General features: G+C 55.6%; 16 protein-coding genes. 7 read left to right on the top strand and 9 right to left on the bottom strand.

The features are described 5' to 3' along the window. A partial coding sequence (locus tag E1H13_RS11840; RefSeq protein WP_206070380.1) for a transposase occupies positions 1 to 141 on the top strand: 141 nt, incomplete at its 5' end. A 23-nt stretch (positions 142 to 164) separates the two neighbouring features. Here E1H13_RS11840 and E1H13_RS11835 read toward each other — a convergent pair. Genes E1H13_RS11835 through E1H13_RS11825 form a run of 3 tightly spaced genes read right to left on the bottom strand, consistent with a single transcriptional unit; the run spans position 165 to position 2,682 of the window. Further along, entirely contained in the window at positions 165 to 1,091 is a 927-nt protein-coding gene (locus E1H13_RS11835; protein ID WP_347404150.1) for an NAD(P)-dependent oxidoreductase, read from the bottom strand. Between the two features lie 43 nt (positions 1,092 to 1,134). Next, positions 1,135 to 1,920: a glutamine amidotransferase gene (locus tag E1H13_RS11830; RefSeq protein WP_169613623.1), complete on the bottom strand. Its 786-nt coding sequence runs from the start codon at positions 1,918 to 1,920 to the stop codon at positions 1,135 to 1,137. Between the two features lie 36 nt (positions 1,921 to 1,956). Next, the gene (locus E1H13_RS11825) at positions 1,957 to 2,682 is read right to left on the bottom strand and encodes a PsbP-related protein (RefSeq protein WP_169613622.1); all 726 of its coding nucleotides are present in this window, start codon (positions 2,680 to 2,682) and stop codon (positions 1,957 to 1,959) included. Between the two features lie 238 nt (positions 2,683 to 2,920). Between E1H13_RS11825 and rsmI the strand changes: the two genes are divergently transcribed. Further along, the gene (rsmI, locus tag E1H13_RS11820; protein ID WP_169613621.1) at positions 2,921 to 3,796 is read left to right on the top strand and encodes a 16S rRNA (cytidine(1402)-2'-O)-methyltransferase; all 876 of its coding nucleotides are present in this window, start codon (positions 2,921 to 2,923) and stop codon (positions 3,794 to 3,796) included. 311 nt (positions 3,797 to 4,107) lie between these two features. Here rsmI and E1H13_RS11815 read toward each other — a convergent pair whose 3' ends face one another. Further along, positions 4,108 to 5,340 carry a glycoside hydrolase family 10 protein gene (locus E1H13_RS11815; RefSeq protein ID WP_169613620.1) on the bottom strand — a complete coding sequence of 411 codons (1,233 nt, stop codon included), beginning with the start codon at positions 5,338 to 5,340 and terminating at the stop codon, positions 4,108 to 4,110. A 654-nt stretch (positions 5,341 to 5,994) separates the two neighbouring features. Here E1H13_RS11815 and E1H13_RS11810 point away from each other — a divergent pair. Further along, complete coding sequence (locus E1H13_RS11810) at positions 5,995 to 7,176, top strand: extracellular solute-binding protein (RefSeq protein WP_169613619.1); 1,182 nt, start codon at positions 5,995 to 5,997, stop codon at positions 7,174 to 7,176. Here the strand turns inward: E1H13_RS11810 and E1H13_RS11805 are convergent. The 3 genes from E1H13_RS11805 to E1H13_RS11795 all read right to left on the bottom strand — a co-directional run bounded on the left by E1H13_RS11805 (position 7,160) and on the right by E1H13_RS11795 (position 11,256). Then, positions 7,160 to 8,038 carry a hypothetical protein gene (locus tag E1H13_RS11805; protein ID WP_169613618.1) on the bottom strand — a complete coding sequence of 293 codons (879 nt, stop codon included), beginning with the start codon at positions 8,036 to 8,038 and terminating at the stop codon, positions 7,160 to 7,162. The genes E1H13_RS11810 and E1H13_RS11805 overlap by 17 nt on opposite strands. Before the next feature lie 10 nt (positions 8,039 to 8,048). Further along, positions 8,049 to 10,766: a TIGR03960 family B12-binding radical SAM protein gene (locus tag E1H13_RS11800; protein ID WP_169613617.1), complete on the bottom strand. Its 2,718-nt coding sequence runs from the start codon at positions 10,764 to 10,766 to the stop codon at positions 8,049 to 8,051. Positions 10,767 to 10,950: 184 nt separating this feature from the next. Then, positions 10,951 to 11,256 carry an STAS domain-containing protein gene (locus E1H13_RS11795; RefSeq protein WP_206070374.1) on the bottom strand — a complete coding sequence of 102 codons (306 nt, stop codon included), beginning with the start codon at positions 11,254 to 11,256 and terminating at the stop codon, positions 10,951 to 10,953. A 368-nt stretch (positions 11,257 to 11,624) separates the two neighbouring features. On the opposite strand from E1H13_RS11795, the gene E1H13_RS11790 reads away from it, so the two are divergent. Then, positions 11,625 to 11,861: a hypothetical protein gene (locus E1H13_RS11790; RefSeq protein ID WP_169613625.1), complete on the top strand. Its 237-nt coding sequence runs from the start codon at positions 11,625 to 11,627 to the stop codon at positions 11,859 to 11,861. A 357-nt stretch (positions 11,862 to 12,218) separates the two neighbouring features. Here E1H13_RS11790 and E1H13_RS11785 read toward each other — a convergent pair whose 3' ends face one another. Beyond that, entirely contained in the window at positions 12,219 to 12,737 is a 519-nt protein-coding gene (locus E1H13_RS11785; RefSeq protein ID WP_169613615.1) for a hypothetical protein, read from the bottom strand. 271 nt (positions 12,738 to 13,008) lie between these two features. Here E1H13_RS11785 and clpS point away from each other — a divergent pair, with 271 nt between their 5' ends. Next, positions 13,009 to 13,296, top strand: a complete 288-nt coding sequence (clpS, locus tag E1H13_RS11780) for an ATP-dependent Clp protease adapter ClpS (protein ID WP_169613614.1) — start codon at positions 13,009 to 13,011, stop codon at positions 13,294 to 13,296. 13 nt (positions 13,297 to 13,309) lie between these two features. After that, complete coding sequence (locus E1H13_RS11775) at positions 13,310 to 14,161, top strand: type II CAAX endopeptidase family protein (protein ID WP_169613613.1); 852 nt, start codon at positions 13,310 to 13,312, stop codon at positions 14,159 to 14,161. A gap of 318 nt (positions 14,162 to 14,479) precedes the next feature. Here E1H13_RS11775 and E1H13_RS11770 read toward each other — a convergent pair whose 3' ends face one another. Further along, entirely contained in the window at positions 14,480 to 16,381 is a 1,902-nt protein-coding gene (locus E1H13_RS11770; protein ID WP_169613612.1) for a transketolase C-terminal domain-containing protein, read from the bottom strand. A 438-nt stretch (positions 16,382 to 16,819) separates the two neighbouring features. Here E1H13_RS11770 and hypE point away from each other — a divergent pair, with 438 nt between their 5' ends. Further along, the gene (gene hypE / locus E1H13_RS11765) at positions 16,820 to 17,899 is read left to right on the top strand and encodes a hydrogenase expression/formation protein HypE (RefSeq protein WP_206070372.1); all 1,080 of its coding nucleotides are present in this window, start codon (positions 16,820 to 16,822) and stop codon (positions 17,897 to 17,899) included. Positions 17,900 to 17,910: the final 11 nt, after the last annotated feature.

The following is a 17,910-nucleotide window of genomic DNA, read 5'->3' as shown; positions in this document are numbered from 1 at the left end:
TTGAGAATAACGAATGGAGTTGTAGAGGGAATAAATAATAAGCTTAAGTTGATTAAGCGATTGGGTTATGGCTTTTCTAATTTCGACAATTTCAAGTTAAGAGGTTTGTTGCCGTGGGTATTTCCGTTTAAAGCAGCATAACCAGACCGGAAGAGCCAAACATCTTAAGGCTGAGCTTGCGAGCGAACCATAGCCACGATCGAAGAATAGTCATCTTCGCTAAACCCAGCCTGTACCGCCTCGGCCACTAACTGACGCACACTTTCAGCCGGTAGGGTATTTAAGTCAGCCGCCTGGGCTGCCTCGGTAAACAGCCCCATATCTTTCAGCAAGTGCTTGGTAGGAAAGTTAGGATCGGCAAAATTGCCCGACTGCATACGCTTTAGCTTTTTATCAAACGTTGGCGCATAGAGCGCACTCTGACGGACAACCGCCATAAAGGTTTCAACATCAATGCCAGCGGCTTGAATGAGACTCAGGCTTTGGGCAAACGCGGCAGTTAACGAACCAATCAACTGGTTCATAGCTAACTTCAGGGCTGCTGCTGTGCCCACTGGCCCCACATGGTATAGGGTGCTGCCAAAGCACTCAAGTAGAGGTTGCCACCGTTGGTACTGCTCGGCATCGGCCCCCACCATAACAATCAGTTTGCCCGTTTTCGCCTCAGGAATACTGCCCAGCACAGGAGCTTCTAAGTAGCTGGCTCCCAAGTCCGCCAATTGTTGGTGCAGGGCCTGACTTTCGGCGGGGGCAATGGTGCCCATTTGGATCACAGTCAGGTTATTCAGGGGCGATCGCTGGGAAGCCGGATCAGTAGCTTCTCCAGGGGGAGATGGAAGTAAGGAGCGAATGGCCGCAGCATCCGTCACCATCAAAATGACTGCATCTACGGCCTGTAAGAGCTCGTCTGGAGTTTGACAGACCTTAGCCCCAGCCAACTCCAGCGGTTTTAACCGCGGCTGGGTGCGATTATAGACCCACACTTGATAGCCCGCAGACATCAACCGCAGCGCCATCGGAGCGCCCATTAACCCAGTGCCAATCACCCCAATCTTCACCATCTGTGCCTCATCGGTGTCTGCCCAGGGTATCTGGCGGTTGGTATACCAACCAGGCCCCACTACAGGTTTGCCTCTATGGTACTGCTCGCTGGCTGCTGTCTAAACCAGGATTTCCATGCCGATAGCCTGGGGAATAGCGCTGCCAAACCGCCTCGGTCTGGAGGGTATGCCCTAGCCACTGGCTTAAAAATCGCCGTAGCCAACCCCTGACATCTCTATGGTAAAGGTGGTGCTGGCTCAGGTGGTAGGGTCGCCCTTGGGCTCCGGGAGCGGTCAGGTGATCGGCCCCAGCAGTGGTCCAGTGGTTGATCATCAGTCGGGTCATTTCGGGATGAAATTGTAGACCATAGGCCTGGGGGCCATAGCGGAAGGCCTGATGGGGAAAAGTGTCGCCTGTGGCTAGCAGATGGCTGCCCCGAGGCAGGTCAAACCCTTCTTGGTGCCACTGGTATACCACCATCGGCCTAGGCAAGACGGCGCGTCCAGTTAGGGTTGGGTAGATAGGTATATAGCCAATTTCCCGTTGCCCTTGGGGATGGGGGGCCACCGTTGCCCCTAGGACCCGAGCCAGCAGTTGTGCTCCCAGACAAATGCCCAGGTAGGGTTTCTCGGCTCCTAGCACGGAGGGAATCCAAGCCAACTCTTGACGAATAAAAGGCTCATGGTCGTCGTTGGCACTCATGGGACCACCAAAGGCGATCGCCGCACTGTGGGCTGCCATCGTCGCGGGTAAGGTATCCCCCAGGGCGGGGCAGCGTATGTCTAACGTCAGTCCCATATCCCGCAGCACCTGACCCACTAACCCCGGAGTAGAGGTAGCCTGGTGAACAACCAACAGCACTGGAAGAGAGCGGGTCATGGGGAGGTTTAGGTGGAAGGTAGCGCCAGATAAATTTTAAGGCTCTGTTGCCTGCTGCCGCTGGAACGACTGGTGAATGCCGTTGATCAGGTTATCGACCTCAGGGGTGCTTTCTGGGTAATAGCTGACCACAGCAGCGGTAACGTCGGCATAGCCAATGTAGGTGATTAACGCATTGGGCAGATCTTCGTCCGGCAAATCGGTGAGCCAGATGCGCAGGGCGGTGGTGCCATCGATGTTGATGGCGTCGTAGCGGGCTACGGTGTAGCCGTTAGCCTGAATCTCGTCTAGGGCCTGGGGTACAACCTCACGGGGAGAGGCCGAGTGCCAGGTCACCTCGGTGCGAATAGTCGCTTCGTCAACCACTTCAGCCTCTGCGGAGGCACTAAACTGTGGCGCGTCGTCTTGCTCCGTAACGGTCCAATCTGCCGGAAAACCGATGGAAAACAGGCTGTTATGGCTGTGGCTATCGAGCTCTACGGGCGGCAGAGCTGGGGTGTTGCGGCGGGGGAATGAGGGGGCCTCGATTTCAGGGTCTGGCCCATTGTCCATCTCGGCTGGCTCATCAGGCTCATCAGTTTCGGCTGGCTCATCGATCTCGAGTGGCTCATCAATTTCGGCTGGCTTATCGATTTCGGCTGAGTCTGGCCCCACCGGCGAATCAGCCGCTGCCAGGGACCGTTGTGCCCCAGATGGAGCGGCGACCCCAAGCACCAAACTCAGTAGCCCCAGGGCCACCGCCACAGACTTCAGCTTGTACATGCTTAAAATCAATTCCTAGACCATGCTTCCAATACAATAGGCTAAGGACGCCACCAACACCTCAGCGGTTCCCCCCCCAGGCAACCCATAGGCCACGGTAATTGCCGTTCTAACCACATCCAAGTCCAGACCAAAGGTCTACCTGGGGAAAACTCCAGACCTGGAGCTGGACTGGGAATAGGCAATTATGCCAGCAACTAACTCACTGAATTCTAACCCCAGGGATTGGCCTTTTTCTATGGCACCAGCGTCTGATGACCCCAAACCCGGCCATTTATACGTCGTGGGCACCCCGCTAGGCAATTTGGAAGATATGACTTTTCGGGCGGTGCGTCTGCTGCAAGCCGTCGACCTGATTGCTGCCGAAGATACCCGTCATACGGCCAAATTATTGCAGCACTTTGCGATCGCCACGCCCCAGTTAAGCTATCACGAACATAACCGCCACAGTCGCACTGGCGAGTTGCTGAACCTTTTGCAGGGGCAGCACAAGGCGATCGCCCTGGTGTCTGATGCCGGTATGCCAGGGATTTCTGACCCTGGCCAGGAGTTAATTGCAGCCTGTGTACAGGCGGGCGTGCCGGTGCTGCCCATCCCTGGGCCAACGGCAGCGATTACCGCCCTCTGTGTGTCAGGCTTACCCACCGATCGCTTTGTGTTTGAAGGGTTTCTGCCGTTGAAGGGCAGCCATCGGGCCAGTCGGCTAGAGGCGTTACAGACGGAAACCCGCACCATCATCCTCTATGAAGCCCCGCACCGACTGCTCAAAACCTTGACGGATTTAGCCCACAGCCTGGGAGGCGATCGCCCCACCAGCCTGGGTCGCGAGCTAACTAAACGCTTTGAGCAGATCTGGCATGGCACCCTAGGGGATGCGATCGCCACCTACCAAGCCCAGGCCCCCAAAGGGGAGTTCACCCTGGTGGTGCAGGGGGCCTCGGCCCAGGGGCCAGCCATTTCTGAGCAGGCCTTAAAGGACGAGTTGACCCGACTGCTGCACCAGGGCCTCTCCCGGGCTGACGCCAGTCGTCAACTGGCCAAGGCCACCGGCCAGTCCAAAAAATCGATCTATCAGCTTTCCCTCACCCTGGACAGCTCACCAGCAGAGACTTAGTACTGGCTTGGCAGACATATGACTACCGTTGCTGAGGGTGTCAGGGGTCTGCATCCCCTCCTTTGGAGGGGTAGGGGTGGGTCAAGCAAGCCCGAAGGAACCCACCCCGCCCTCCGGGCACCCCTCCCAGGAGGGGACCACCCCGCCCTTTCACGGGCAACCCTCCGTGGGAGGGGATGGTAAGTCATGATGTGTTAAGGCAACCTCCCTGAAGATAGAAAATAAAAGGCTTTTGCAAAGCGCTTACCCTAATTTTTAGCCTTATCAGCTCCCCCCTACCTGGGTGGGCTGAGCGCGGCGGGGTAGCGCCCTTAAACCTGGCGACGTAGGCTAAACCGGGAGGCTGGAACGCTAAACAAATCCCGGAAGCTGGCCTGACGCTCTGCCACAGACTCCGGCGCATCGTACCAGAGACTTTCGTAATAGAAAAAGGCCACCCCCAACCCCTGGGCTGTCGATCGCATCACTTGAGATTGAACCATCGCCATCGGCATAGGTCGATTGCGTAACCCAGTCAAAATGCCAATACCCACCGGGATTTGTGTCTGGGCCATCTGAATTTCGGGCCGCAGAATTTGATCCGTAAAGCTGTGCATATCCCAGCGGTAGACCTGCACCAGCAGCTCATCCACCAGGCCACGGTTGATCCAGCCGACCCAATCTTGCAAAAACGAGTTGTAGGCTGTGTCATAGGGGTTAGGCGACACAGAAAAGATGGCTTTGGGACGATACTGTTTCACCGTCTGGTTGAGCTGAGCCACAAAGTCCGTAATCTTGTCTGCCCGCCAGCGCATCCAGGCCGGATCACGCGGGTTACTCGGCACCGGCTGTTCGGTTTCCTGCTGGTACAGCGCCATGGTGTAAGGGTCATAGCCAAAGTCGCTGGGCAGGGCCGTGTGGTCATCGAACTGAATACCGTCAATGTCGTAGCGGACGGCAATTTCGGCCACCAGGCTGGTGATAAACTGCTGCACCTCCGGCTTAAACGGATTGAGCCACACCACTTCCCCAGCCGCACTACCTGAGGTCTGGCTGCCGTCCTGGCGCTGGGTTAGCCAGTCTGGATGGGCCAGCGCCAACTCCGATGACGGCGGCGCCATAAAGCCAAATTCAAACCAGGGAATGGCCAGCAGCCCCTGACGGTGGGCTTGGTTAATCACGTCAGCCAGAATGTCCTGTCCCGCAGCGCCTCGGTGAATGTAGGGAATCCCAACCCGCTGGGCAATCACGCTGGGAAAGAGGGCATAGCCCGCATTCCAAACCACCGGATAAACCGTATTGAAGTTGAGCTGAGACAGTTCGGCCATGGCGCTCTGCACCCGAGACGAATCCCGCAGAATGGTCATGTCGTTGGTGGTCAGCCACACCCCTCGAATTTTCTGGAAGCTCTGGGGAATCGGGGTAAGTTCCCCGGGCTCAGTCCCCCAAGGTGCCAAAGGTGGCGGAAAGGCGATCGCAGGCCCACCCAACAGCACCACCGTCAGCAGCGTGGCCCAGAACAGCAGAGTCCAGTGTTTTAGTTTGCGTTTGAGGTGAGAGGTCATGGGGGGAGAGCTATTGGTTATTGGTTATGGGCTGTTCGCTATTTTATTGACGTTGGCTGTTTGGGCGCGATCGGCTTGATCCCTTCCCATAGCAAGGCCAGCTCGGGATCTGGAGTTTTTCCACAGGTAGAACTTCAGGTCTGGACTGGGAGTTGGCTTATTACTCAAGACAGAGCTTTATGCCCAACATCCGGACGATTTATCAACCTCAAAAGTTGCCTGATCGACCATAACAGGGGTGTAATCGCTGGGCTTAATCCGTTTTCGGGGAGCGGTGTCAATGATACAGGCGATGGTCTGGTTGTAAACAGGTTCTACAGCTTTGCCCCCCCCGCCCCCCAATTCTGGGGGCTTCAGCAGGGGGGCTAAGGTCAAACAAGACTTTTGGGTACTTTGTGGGTACTTATGAGGAGGGAACGGTGCCAGTCCGAACTCAGGTTAAAGCATGTTCTGGCTGTGCAGGAAAAAATAGCCCAGCCGAACTAGACTCAGGCCAATGAAGGACAGAAGCACCACGGTAATGGTGACGCTAATGATATCGCGAACAGATTTCACCTAAAACTCCTTGGGAGACCCGCACTCTACAGGAACCGGAAAACGTTATGGTTTGATCAGTATTCTCCCGTTGTTTTGTCCCCTTCGGCATTCAAGCTCATGAATCGTCGCACTTTTTTAGCCCGCGCTACCAGCCTGTGGTTGGCGACCCTAGCCACTAGTTGTCAGCGGGCGGGGGGCGAAAGGCTCAGTCTGGCGATATTGGCTAACTCGCTGCCCTCCCAGGTAATTCGTACCTTTCAGCAGCAGCAAGGCAGCTCTGTGGCCATCACGTCTTACCCTTCCCTGCTGGACCTGTTTAAGCGACTGCAAACTTGGCAGCAGCAACCCCAACCTGAAACCAATCAGGCGGGGTTGCGCCAGCTACTGGGCTCTCAGCCCCAGCGATTGGCCCAATGGGCGACGTTAGGGGACTTTTGGCTCAAAGCTGCCATTCAGCAGGAGCTAATTCAACCGGTGACTGTAGAGGCGATCGCAGCCTGGGAGCCCGCCCCTGACCCGTGGGCCCAGCTAGTGCGACGGGATTCCCATGGTCAACCCAGTGAAGCCGGCAACCTTTGGGGCATCCCCTACCGTTGGAGTAGTTTAGCAATTCTCTATGACCCCGCCCGCCTCACCTCCCAGGATCAACCCCTAACCCGCTGGGTTGACCTGCTCAGATCAGACTTGCAGCGTCGGGTGATTTTGCCTGACCACCCTCGCCTGGTGCTTGGCATCGCCCTCAAAGCCTTGGGCGCTTCGGCCAATCATCCCAACCCGGAGACGGTGGTGGGGCTCCAGGATATGTTGCAGCAGTTGCATCAGCAGGTCAGAGCCTACGATGCCAATCACTTTCTAGAGACCCTAATTATTGGTGATGCCACAGCGGTAGTCGGCTGGACCGATGACATTGCACCCATCCTGCATCAGCACCGATCCCTAAACGCTGTCATTCCAACCGAAGGGACCTTGCTCAGTGCTGACCTATGGGTCCAACCAGCCACCAGGGAGGCCCAACCCAACACACTATTAACAGAAGCCCTCGCCTGGGCCAACTTCTGCCTAGGCGAGGACTTTGCCAACCAATTAGCGATTTATGGTCATGGGGCGGCGCCGCGCTGGTTAGGGCAAGACCTACCGGCCTGGCCTGATGCCCTCCAGCGTTACTCCAGCTTGATCCTCTCGCCAGAAACTCAACGCACCAGCGACTTTTTACTCCCCGTGAGCCCCGAGGCAGAAGCCCAGTATTTAGATATATGGACAGCACTACGGTCTAACGATCTGCCTAACGACCAGCGTTGATTTCCCCGGCGTTGACTTCCCTAGAGGGCGGTGACACCCCATCGGCAACGGGACTCAAACGCTCTCCGGCGGCGGTCAAGTTACGCTGCATCTGGACAATTCTCGGTACATCCAGACTGGCGGCACAGACTTTGGGTTGGTCCGATGACGGCTCTGAGTTAGGTTGTTCAAAAGACAGTTGATCCGGGGGAACGGTGGCCTGGTTGGGTGCCACCGGTTCACAGGCATACACCCCAGCCAGGCGCTGATTGCGGGAACTGCCGTGGAAGAATCGCAGGTCATAGCCAAAGTTGCGGGCCGAGGTGCCAAACTGGTTCAGCACAGCAAACCGCTCGTTAAAGGAAAGGGCGGCCCAAATTTGAGGGTTAACCCTCACGTCAACGACGTGACGACTTGAGTTATCAATTTCGTAGGAAATCCAAGACATCACCAAACGCCGCCCCCCCAATTGGGGGGTCAACGAGTCACGATTCCACCACAGACTCGGCAACGTCATCGCCTCAGCTGATGCATGGCGGCTATCACTGGAAACAGAACCGCCTACGATCTGGTCTGAAAACGCATCCGTATCCACCAGACTGGCCGTCGGGAACAAAAGCAACTGGCAAAAAGCCTTGCGCAGGGTATCAGGCTGCCCAGGAAAGTAACCGGCCAAAATCTCTTGCCCAGCAGAAAGGCCGTTGCGTCCCGAAATAAAGCAAGCCTGCTCGATAGTTTCTGGGGGAGCGGCTGACGCTGACCGCAGTAGCCCGGGGGCAACCACAAGGGCCACGCCCCCCAGCCAACCCAAGAGCCATTGGCTGGCTCCAGGCCTAAACCGATCCCGGCTACAGGGCTGATATGATTGCTTGGTTTGCGACATAACGTAACCTTTAACCTACGGGCATGGGGGAAGGGGCAATCGGGCCAGTTGGAGTAGTGTCACCATCATCACCTGACGCCGCAGCGGACTGGTCATGGGACCGAAACACCAGGCGAGAACGGTGAATCTGCTCAAGTTTCAAGGGCTGCCCTGCTGCTGTTTCTATCATCCACAGGACTTGTTCAGGCCGCAGTAGGTTCCCATCGTTGCGACAACTACCAACCATTCTAACAACTGTCCCACCGTCGCGGCCCATGGCCACAGGCCGTGGTGCTGTGGCCGGAGCCAGGTCAATCTGGTATAGACGTTCCCGTAAATTAACCGTTTGTACCTGGCCAGATTTAGTGGTTTTTTCCCACATAAAGGTCTGCATGTCGCGTACCGCCGCAATCCAGCTGGGCCAATCAGCGGCAGCCCCCTGGGGATCCTCCTGGCTGATGGCAAGCCAGTATTCGGCCTGGTCGAGCCGCTTGGTGGCGGAGGGTTCTTGCAGTGACACCGGCTCGACATGGTAAAGGGGAATCTCGGCAGGCAGTTGCGCCGCCAATTGCTGACGAAAGTCTTCAGGATCCATGACGGTTTTCAGCTCAAAGTCAATCACCTCACCACTACTGGTTACCCCCAGGGGCAGAGCATTGGCGGGGGAAATACGAGGGCCTGGATGAAAACCACCGGTGAAGGAAATGGGCAGACCAGCCCGGCGCAGGGCCCGATCGAAAAGGCGCACCAGATCCAAATGACCAATCAGGGCCATATCCCCCAGCTTGCCGAGGGTAACCCGTAGCCGCTGTACCCGAGCCTGATCGGGTTTACCATGGCCGACAAAGGTGGGAATTGGCGGGGGAGGGACGACCACATTGTGGCCGAAGTCAGTCCCACATACTCCACAATGGCTGCACCCTTCGAAGGAGCAGTCGGGCACTGTAGCCGCTTCTAAGGCCCGTTGCAGGTCCTGCTGTAACCAGGCTTTATCAATGCCGGTATCCAAGTGATCCCAGGGTAGGGGAGCCTCTAGACGGGGGGCACCGCCCTGGGTTTCCATCACATTCCATTCCCCCTGGGAGACCTGGCGATATTTCCAGGACAGACCGGCCTCGTCAATCGCCTGGGTCCAGGCATTGAAGGCATTGTCCAGGCTTTCCCACCAGGCATCCATGCCAGCCCCCAATTCCCAGGCCCGATGTACAACGGCGGCTAACCGGCGATCGCCCCGGCCCACAAAGTCTTCCATCGCCGAAATGCGTACATCGGTAAAGTTTACCTTGGCCCAGCGCATGGTCTTGAACTCAGCCTGGAGCAGGGCCTGTTTCCGCAAAAATTCCTCCGTTGAAACCGTATGCCACTGAAAGGGCGTGTGGGGCTTGGGGGTAAAGTTAGAAATCGTGATGTTAAACGATAAGGACTTACGTCCTTTGATATAGCAAGCTTGGCGCAGCCAGCGCACCGTCTCGGCGATGCCGATCACGTCGGCATCGGTCTCGCCGGGCAAACCAATCATGAAATAGAGTTTGACCCGATCCCAGCCCTGCTCATGGGCCGTTTTCACCCCTTGCAGCAGTTCTTCGTTGGTTAACCCTTTATTGATAATGTCCCGCATCCGCTGGGTGCCTGCCTCAGGAGCAAAGGTTAGGCCTGTCAGGCGGGTGCCCCCGACGATGTGGGCAATATTCTCGTCAAACCGATCCACCCGCTGACTGGGTAGAGACAGGGAAATGTTTTCGTCTTTCAGGCGGTTTTTGATTTCCACCCCCACCGCAGGCAACGCCAGATAGTCCGAGCAACTCAGAGAAAGCAGGGAGAATTCGTTGTAGCCCGTCTGGCGCATACCGGTTTCAATTGCATCCACCACTGCTTCCGGCGCCACATCCCGAGCTGGGCGGGTCAGCATACCTGGCTGGCAAAATCGGCAGCCCCGGGTACAGCCCCGGCGAATTTCTACGGTCAGCCGGTCGTGAACAGTCTCCACGTAGGGCACCAAGCCCATGGCATAGGTGGGCATGGGGGTAGCCACTCGCCGTAATACTCGGCGGGGTACGTCAGGGCGGTTAGGCTGTACCGAACCATCTGCGGCCATGGTGTAGAACCGGGGCACATACACCCCTGGCACCTGGGCCAAATCTAGCAGCAGTGCCTCTCGGCTGAGACCGGCGGCTTTTCCTTCTTCTAGCACTAGGGCAATTTCGGGCAGCAGTTCTTCGCCATCCCCCAGGGCCACAAAGTCAAAAAAGTCGGCATAGGGCTCTGGGTTGGAGGTGGCGGTCTGTCCGCCAGCAAAAATCAGCGGCCAGGAACCCGCGTCTACGTCAAAGCGCCGCCCCTGGTCCCGCTCTTGCCAGGTGAAGGGAATGCCAGCTAGGGAAAGCATTTCCAGGATATTGGTGGCCCCCAATTCGTAACTGAGACTGAACCCCAGGATGTCAAAGTCTGTGAGGCTACGTTGGGATTCGACCGCAAATAGGGGCGTGTTGGTTTGCTTAAGCTTAGTTGCTAAGTCGGTGGCAGGTAGATAGGCGCGATCGCAGAGCTGGCGAGGCTGCGCATTCAAAATGCTATACAGAATAATATGGCCCAGGTTAGACGCCCCCACCTCATACACCTCGGGGTAGGTCAGCACCCAACGCACTGCGGTTTCGGCCCAAGGTTTGTGCACCGCCCCCAATTCGTTACCTAAGTAACGAGCGGGCTTGTTAATGTCGGGAGTTAGCAGGGTATCAATAGATACAGACACGATTCAATGACTCGCAACGAGGCTACGGGGTTTCTTCAACCTACTATAGCGGTCAGGCTAAAAAGATGATCCGCTTCGTGCCGTAAAACCCTGCCGTAAAAAACCTGCTGCAAGCCAAAGCTACAGCAGGTCGGACAGGGTTCAAACTGTTGAAGATAACTGGGGCAGAGCTAATGGGGACAAGCTATGCCGCAGCCGCCATTTGGGGCATAGCGTCAATCATTTCAAAGGCGCGATCCAGCTGGGTGAGTTCAAAAATAATCCGAATACTGGGGGGCACTGTGCAAAGACAGAACCGCTTCTGCTGCTGCCGCGCCTGCTTCAGAGCCGCCACCAGGGCAATCAGTCCAGCACTGTCGAGGGACTCCACACCGCTCATATCGACCACCAAGCCGGAAGATAGGTCACTCTGGAGCTGCTGCACCATAGAAACCTGAAAATCTTTGGCGTTGGAAGCATTGAGAGAGCCCTGAGCTTGTACGACAGCCATAGGTCTAGTCATAGTTTGCATATTCCTATACTCCTAGTCAGCCCAAGAAAATTGTTAACAACTGTTAAAGCTACGGTCTAATATCTACGACAGTAAGTGCTTTCACTGTAAAACACCTAACTTTATCCAGGAAATTGGCCTGATCTTGATAAAACTGCTGATCGTGTGCAGATCTTGTTAACCATCTGCCTCCGTGAATTTACTGACTATACTGGTATACCTTGATTCATTTGGTGATTTAAATCACTTATTTCCTGAACCAGGCTCACATTAGATCATGCAGGCTATCACCTCCTTAATGGCTAAAGCTTCAGACAATATCAGTACAACATTCACTTATATGGCTAATATCTATGAGTCAGATCTCTATGCATCAAACCTTCTCTATTCGTCATCTGGTTGAAAAGGCCCTCCATATGGGGCTCTTAACTCCTGATATTGAGCAGGGCATCAACACCGAGCTCTCTCGCTTGGGGTATTTACCCATAGGTGACTCAGAAGCCCTAGAACTGCTCATGAGCGAAATGGACGCTGGCCGGATTCGCTTAGTTCCAAGAAATACGCTAAACCCGCTTTGGGATGATGCTTGGGAACTGGCCCAGTGACATCCCCCCAGTGACATTCCCCCAGTGATATCCCCTAGGTGAAACCCCATAGATGTTGTCTTGTAGCCTGCATTATTAATGAGGGGCAAAGAGCTAATCACCCTAGCTTAGCTATCTTCATAAAAAATTTATCAAACTCGAGGGTCTAGCGCTGGTGTCACCTAGACCGCTGACTCTACCCAGCGTTGGCAAAGACAGGCGCTAGCCCTGGTTGGCAGACAGATGACAACCCTGGCTTAGGGTTTCAAGTTCCAGGGGGCAGCAACAACTGATCGGCTGATGCCTGAGCATACTGGTCGGCACCATCACTGGGCTCGCCAGGATAATGACAGGGTGCTGCTTAGATCGGGTCTTGGGTCAGGGGCGATCGCAGTTATCTGAAACAGTAGTATCTGAAGCATTGGACGCCTGAGGTGAGCAAAAGCTGGCGACAAACTGCTGCAGTTGATGCAAAGGCGTGGCATCAGCCGGTCGAGGTTGACCAGGGATAGAGAACTTCTGGCCCTGCAAGCTCAAAAACGGTAGCACATCCTCATCCAAAGCCAGGCGAAACTGGTGGATGGGCCAGATCAAGTCGGGGACAACCGGTTGTCTGGTCGCATCGCTGACATCCGAAGCATCAAACCATGAGGACGCATACAAGATGGGCGACCGTTGGGGGGCCGCCAAGACCAAAGGGCGTACCCAGCAGACCTGGCGATCGCGAATCACCTGAATAACTTCAGCATACAATCGGGTCCCTTGCCATTCCAAAAATACAATTTGATGCGGGACCAAGGTCTCGGCACTAGGACTCTCCCAGGTCGGACCAAGGGACGACTTAAGATTTGGGGTAGAAGACTCTGGCACAGCGGTATCAAAGTGACGATCCGACATACCCTCTATGGTAGAAAAAATTCGGGTAAAAAAAATTCGCGCCTAAGTATCCATTGCCCTCAATCACTCCCTGCCCTGACAATGGGCCACTTGATCTTAGGGATAGGTGGTCCCCCATCAGGCCAGGTAAAGCCGTCGCCGTCTTCAAAACATTCCCGTGGGTTAGAATTTACCCTTGACCCAAGGGCGACACTCAGCCTAGGGTAAAGTTTTATGAGCAGAGGGAGATGTCCCTGGAGTTAATCCTTTACCCAGTTGAAGAGGGATTGTCGTGTCTGTCGAAACTATAGAGCGAAGTACAACCTCCACTGTCCGCAAGCCAGCGCCCCGCTACCGGGTGCTACTCCATAATGACGAATTCAACTCGATGGAGTACGTGGTGGAATCACTGCTGAAGGTTGTACCCAGCTTAACCATGCCCCAAGCAGTCGACATTATGATGCAGGCTCACACCGCTGGCGTTGCCCTTGTGATTACCTGTGCCCTAGAACATGCTGAATTTTATAGCGAAGGGCTGAAGAATTTAGGGTTAACCAGTACCATCGAACCAGACGAATAGTATGAGTGCATAAATGGCGATCGCGGCCTCGAAATTAGCCAAGTCGTCCTCTCCAGTGCGGGTCTTCGCCTTCTTAGGGTTAGTGGCTACGGTTTGGGCCCCAGCCGCCCTGCCCCTGTATTGGCTTTCGGCCCAGGGAAGATTACCCGGCGGCGATTTATTTCCCACCGCGCTACTCTATCTCGTGTTTCTGATCGTGCTCCCCCGATGGCAGCGACGGGTGCATGGGGTGGTTCAGCCCTGGCGGCAGATAGGCTTTGCCGGATTAAAGCCTTTACTGCGGGGCATGGGGCTTGGTGGGATCATCGGTGTACTGAGTCTAGCGTTGCTGGTGCTGGTGCAACTGGGGTTAGGTTGGGCTAGACTCAGGCCCGACCTAGGCTGGGGCTTAGTTGGCATCGGCTTAGCAGGGGCAATCACGGCCTTTGCCGTAGGCTGGTCAGAAGAAATCTTGTTTCGTGGCTGGCTGTTGTGGGAACTAGAACAGGGCTGCTCGCTCCGTTGGGCGTTAGCCATCAGCAGCCTGATTTTTGCCCTGGCTCATTTTATTAAGCCCCTAGATGTGCTTTTGGCGATGTTGCCCCAGTTCGTGGGGCTACTGTTATTGGGCATCGTCCTAGTTTGGGCCCGACGCATTCCCCTGGATTCAGCTGCCACAACTGGACTCGGCCACCCGGTAGGACTCCATAGTGGCTTAGTGTGGGGCTACTATCTAGTGAACGTGGGACACCTGATTACCCCCACTGGGGCGGTTCCCGCCTGGGTCACAGGGCTAGACGATAATCCTCTGGCAGGTCTATTGGGCTTAGCCCTTTTGAGCTTGCTAGGCGGCATATTTTTCCGCTGGTCTCAACCACCTCAGTAGGGATTCATCAGTAGGGATTAGGGGCCGCCCATGTCAGCCAATCAGGCCAGCTAACTATGGGTTACCCCTTCCCCTTTAAACCCTGCTAAGTACACATATCGTGTGAGCAGCTCCGAATTGCCAACTTTGGCCCCCCTAGCCCCCCGTTCGCGCAGCGTGCCCGGAGGGCAAATTCGGGGGGGGATCGGAATCAAAGTCCCCCAGAATTGGGGGATTATAGCCCTACGGGCATACCAGAAAAGGGGGCCAAAGCGAGGGGATGAAGTCTAGCACAACTTATGTGTATCAAGTAGCCTTTAAAACCGGCCAAGCCAATGGCTAACTCGCCAACTCTTTCACCTTGGCAATAATGCCCGCCGGGTCAATCCCCTGGTGGGGGTACTGCTCCCACAGCCCACCGCTACCTTCTTCGTGAGTGCCCAAATGGGCAAATTTGGGGGTATAGCCCCGCTCTAGTAGCCAGGAGCCAAACCGACTACCCAGGCCAGTGCGGCGGTTAAAGGCCTCCGTGACCAGGACAAAGGGGGCTTGGCCCAGTTTAGCCATCATCGCTTCATCCACAACATTAAGGGTGGCTTTGTTCACCAGCCCCACATCAATCCCCTCTTGCTTTAGGCGCTCCACCGCATCTAGAGCGCGATAGAGGGAATCACCAAACGTCACAATGTAACCAGCTGTCCCTTCTCGAATCACCTCGTCCTGACCCGGAGTAAAGGTATAGTCGCCGCCAAACATCTCATTGCCATCGGCATCAAGAATCATCGGCACCTTCGAGCGAGTCGAAAAGATGAACCGCAGGCCAGGGTGGTTAAAGACCCCTTTGACGCAGGCTTTCATCTGGTTAGCATCGGCCGGGAAATAGAGACGGGTTTCGTAGCCATCATCTAGGCCGTTATCGGCAAACATGTTGTTGATGCCGAAGTGACAAGTATTGTCGGCCATGTCGTCGATGCCAGCATGGGAGAAGTGGCACAACAGGTTGGAATAGTTCAATCGGGCCATGGTGATTTCGGAAATACACATTTCCAAAAAGGCACTGAAGGTGGCAAAAATCCCTTGCTTACCCTTCTCCATGCCAAAACCAGCTGCCGCTGACAGGTTACCCCGCTCTTGAATCCCACCGCTAATGAACACTTCTGGGTGGGCTTTGCGAATTTGGGCCAATCCGCAGGAGCCTTCTAGATCGCTATCCACCACTAGCACGCTGGCTTTGCGGGTAGTTTCGTCCATGGTCCCCAATACCTCAACCACCGCATCGCCAAAAACGTTACGGTTAGACCCCAGTTTGTCGCTAGAGCCCAAAAATTGATAGGTGTTCTTGGGCTTCTCGATCCCCTTGAGCACGTCAACGGCGGCGGTGTGTCCCTTGGCCTCTAGATAGGTGATGGCAGCATCCACAGGCACCACATCATGACCATGGGTCGTACCTTCTACACCATCAATGCCCACGGCCATGGCTCGCTTGTTAACCAATGCCACAGGACCAGGGGTATTAATCGCCTGACAAATATTGGCGTAAAGGCTATCAATGTCTTCCCCATCCCCTTCCAGGACAGTTAGGCCATGGCCTTCCAGAGTTTGCTTGACGCTATAGCCCCCCATGTAGTGAGAGGGGTGACCGGCAATGGTGACATCGTTGTCGTCAATCAGCAACTTGACATTGACATGGTTAGCTACTGCAAACCGAGCCGCTTCCGCATCATTGCCCTCCTGCTGAGACCCATCCGACCCGAGGCAAAAGACAGTCTTGCCGGGATTGGCCAAGGCCACACCATTGACATAGGGCCACATGTGCCCCAAACGCCCGGAGCTAAACTTGACACCAGGGGTCAGCCCGAGTTCAGGGTGACCCGGTAGCTTTTGGTGGGCTTCCCGATAGCGCATCAGCTGTTCGGCGGGCATATCCCCATTCAAGACCGCCATCAGATATTGGGTGGCAACCCGGTGACCGGCTTCATCAAAGAAAATGGGTACATACTTTTCCCCAGCTCCCCGAAACAGGGCATCCAGAATCATCACTTCAGGTACCGTGTCGTAGGGACCACCAGTGTGTCCACCCACTCCCCGGGCGGCCCCAGTGGCCGTGAAAAACACAATGGCGTCACGGCAAAGCTGAATATTGGCTTTAAGCGCACTGCGTTGGTCGTCGGTCAGGGTAGGGGTCGACGCGTCTAAAGAAATTCGCTGGTAAGCGCCCAGATCAATGGGAAAGCTGGTCATAGTAGTTGTCCTAGGGTCTGATGTGCAGAAAAGCGTGGCAGAAGTTAAGTGTGCTCCGAAACAAGTCCATCGCCTGAGTCCGGATATTAAGATCCGTTACTCCTATCATTCAATACTGTGGGATCGGTGTGAAGCTTTTCGGTCAGCGTTAGTTAAGAAGATACCGCTATTTAGGGTTTAGCTTGAAGTGAGTCAGCTTACCTCTATCGTGGGATAGTCCATCTGAATCTCCCCATTACCGTAGGCAACCCGCCGAGGACCAAGGATGCACAAAACCTGTCGCCTGAACCGTTGGTTCTGCAATCTAGTGCCTACCGCTGCGATGGTCAAAGATCACCCCTCTCGTCCCCCAAACCTTAAGAAAGCCCTCCCAAAACCCTGCCTCGCCCCATAGTCTTGGCATCCTATAAGTTAGTCTTGTCAGTAATGGGCAGAGATATGGCCACAACCAATTCCTGGCCTCGTCAATCCCTTTCCTCCTCGCGGTCCCAGTTCCGGGATAGCTGCATTACTCTGGCCCATGGTAGCGGTGGCAAAGCCATGGCCGACCTGATTACTGAGGTATTTGTCAGCCGGTTTGGTCAGGGGAGCCCTGGACCGTTGAATGACCAGGCCCTGGTTGACTTAGGGCCACTGATCAAGCGGGGCGATCGCCTGGCGATGACCACCGATTCCTATGTGGTCGATCCCTTGTTTTTCCCTGGGGGCGATATTGGGACCTTAGCGGTGAACGGTACGGTCAACGACCTGGCCGTAGGCGGCGCTACCCCCCTGTACCTCACCTGCGGCTTTATCTTAGAAGAGGGGTTACCCATCGACACCCTGATACAGGTGGTCGATAGCATGGCCCAGGCGGCAACGGCAGCGGGGGTGCAGCTGGTGACGGGGGACACGAAGGTGGTCCCCCGTGGCAAAGCTGACCAGCTGTTTATTAATACCGCTGGAGTCGGGGTAGTACCGGTTGGCGTTGCCCCGGCGGCAGACCAGATTCAGCCAGGGGATGTGGTGCTGGTGAATGGGCCGGTGGGGGACCACGGGGCAGCGATTATGGTGGCCCGGGCAGATCTGGCCTTAGATAGCGATATCCCCAGTGACTGTCAGCCCCTGCATCGGTTAGTCGACACTATTCTGGCCGTCTGCCCCCAGGTGCGGGCCATGCGGGATGCCACCCGGGGTGGTCTGGCCACGGTGATCAATGAGTTCGCGATCGCATCCCAGGTCTCCATTAGCCTCGATGAAACCCAAATTCCGATTCGCCCAGCGGTGAATGGTCTGTGTGAGCTGCTGGGCCTGGATCCGCTGTATCTGGCCAATGAGGGGACATTGGTGGTGGTGGTGCCACCGGATCAGGCTGAAGCCGTACTAGTGGCAATGCGATCGCACCCGGCAGGCCACCACAGCCAAATTATTGGCACAGCCCAGGTCGAATCCCCCGGTCTGGTGACCCTGCACACTGGTTTTGGTTGCGATCGCGTCCTCGACCAACTAATTGGCGATCAACTCCCTCGCATCTGTTAGCTAACCTATCC

Source organism: Nodosilinea sp. P-1105, from assembly GCF_012911975.1.
Lineage (GTDB): Bacteria > Cyanobacteriota > Cyanobacteriia > Phormidesmidales > Phormidesmidaceae > Nodosilinea.
Note: the sequence above shows the minus strand (reverse complement) of the source record. Positions and strands in the feature narration are given on the sequence as shown.

Excerpts from the sequence above, each read along its gene's own strand:
- E1H13_RS11830 (WP_169613623.1), bottom strand. The coding sequence starts at position 1,920 with ATGACCCGCTCTCTTCCAGTGCTGTTGGTTGTTCACCAGGCTACCTCT.
- E1H13_RS11825 (WP_169613622.1), bottom strand. The coding sequence starts at position 2,682 with ATGTACAAGCTGAAGTCTGTGGCGGTGGCCCTGGGGCTACTGAGTTTG.
- rsmI (WP_169613621.1), top strand. The coding sequence starts at position 2,921 with ATGGCACCAGCGTCTGATGACCCCAAACCCGGCCATTTATACGTCGTG.
- E1H13_RS11815 (WP_169613620.1), bottom strand. The coding sequence starts at position 5,340 with ATGACCTCTCACCTCAAACGCAAACTAAAACACTGGACTCTGCTGTTC.
- E1H13_RS11810 (WP_169613619.1), top strand. The coding sequence starts at position 5,995 with ATGAATCGTCGCACTTTTTTAGCCCGCGCTACCAGCCTGTGGTTGGCG.
- E1H13_RS11805 (WP_169613618.1), bottom strand. The coding sequence starts at position 8,038 with ATGTCGCAAACCAAGCAATCATATCAGCCCTGTAGCCGGGATCGGTTT.
- E1H13_RS11795 (WP_206070374.1), bottom strand. The coding sequence starts at position 11,256 with ATGGCTGTCGTACAAGCTCAGGGCTCTCTCAATGCTTCCAACGCCAAA.
- E1H13_RS11790 (WP_169613625.1), top strand. The coding sequence starts at position 11,625 with ATGCATCAAACCTTCTCTATTCGTCATCTGGTTGAAAAGGCCCTCCAT.
- E1H13_RS11785 (WP_169613615.1), bottom strand. The coding sequence starts at position 12,737 with ATGTCGGATCGTCACTTTGATACCGCTGTGCCAGAGTCTTCTACCCCA.
- E1H13_RS11775 (WP_169613613.1), top strand. The coding sequence starts at position 13,310 with ATGGCGATCGCGGCCTCGAAATTAGCCAAGTCGTCCTCTCCAGTGCGG.
- E1H13_RS11770 (WP_169613612.1), bottom strand. The coding sequence starts at position 16,381 with ATGACCAGCTTTCCCATTGATCTGGGCGCTTACCAGCGAATTTCTTTA.
- hypE (WP_206070372.1), top strand. The coding sequence starts at position 16,820 with ATGGCCACAACCAATTCCTGGCCTCGTCAATCCCTTTCCTCCTCGCGG.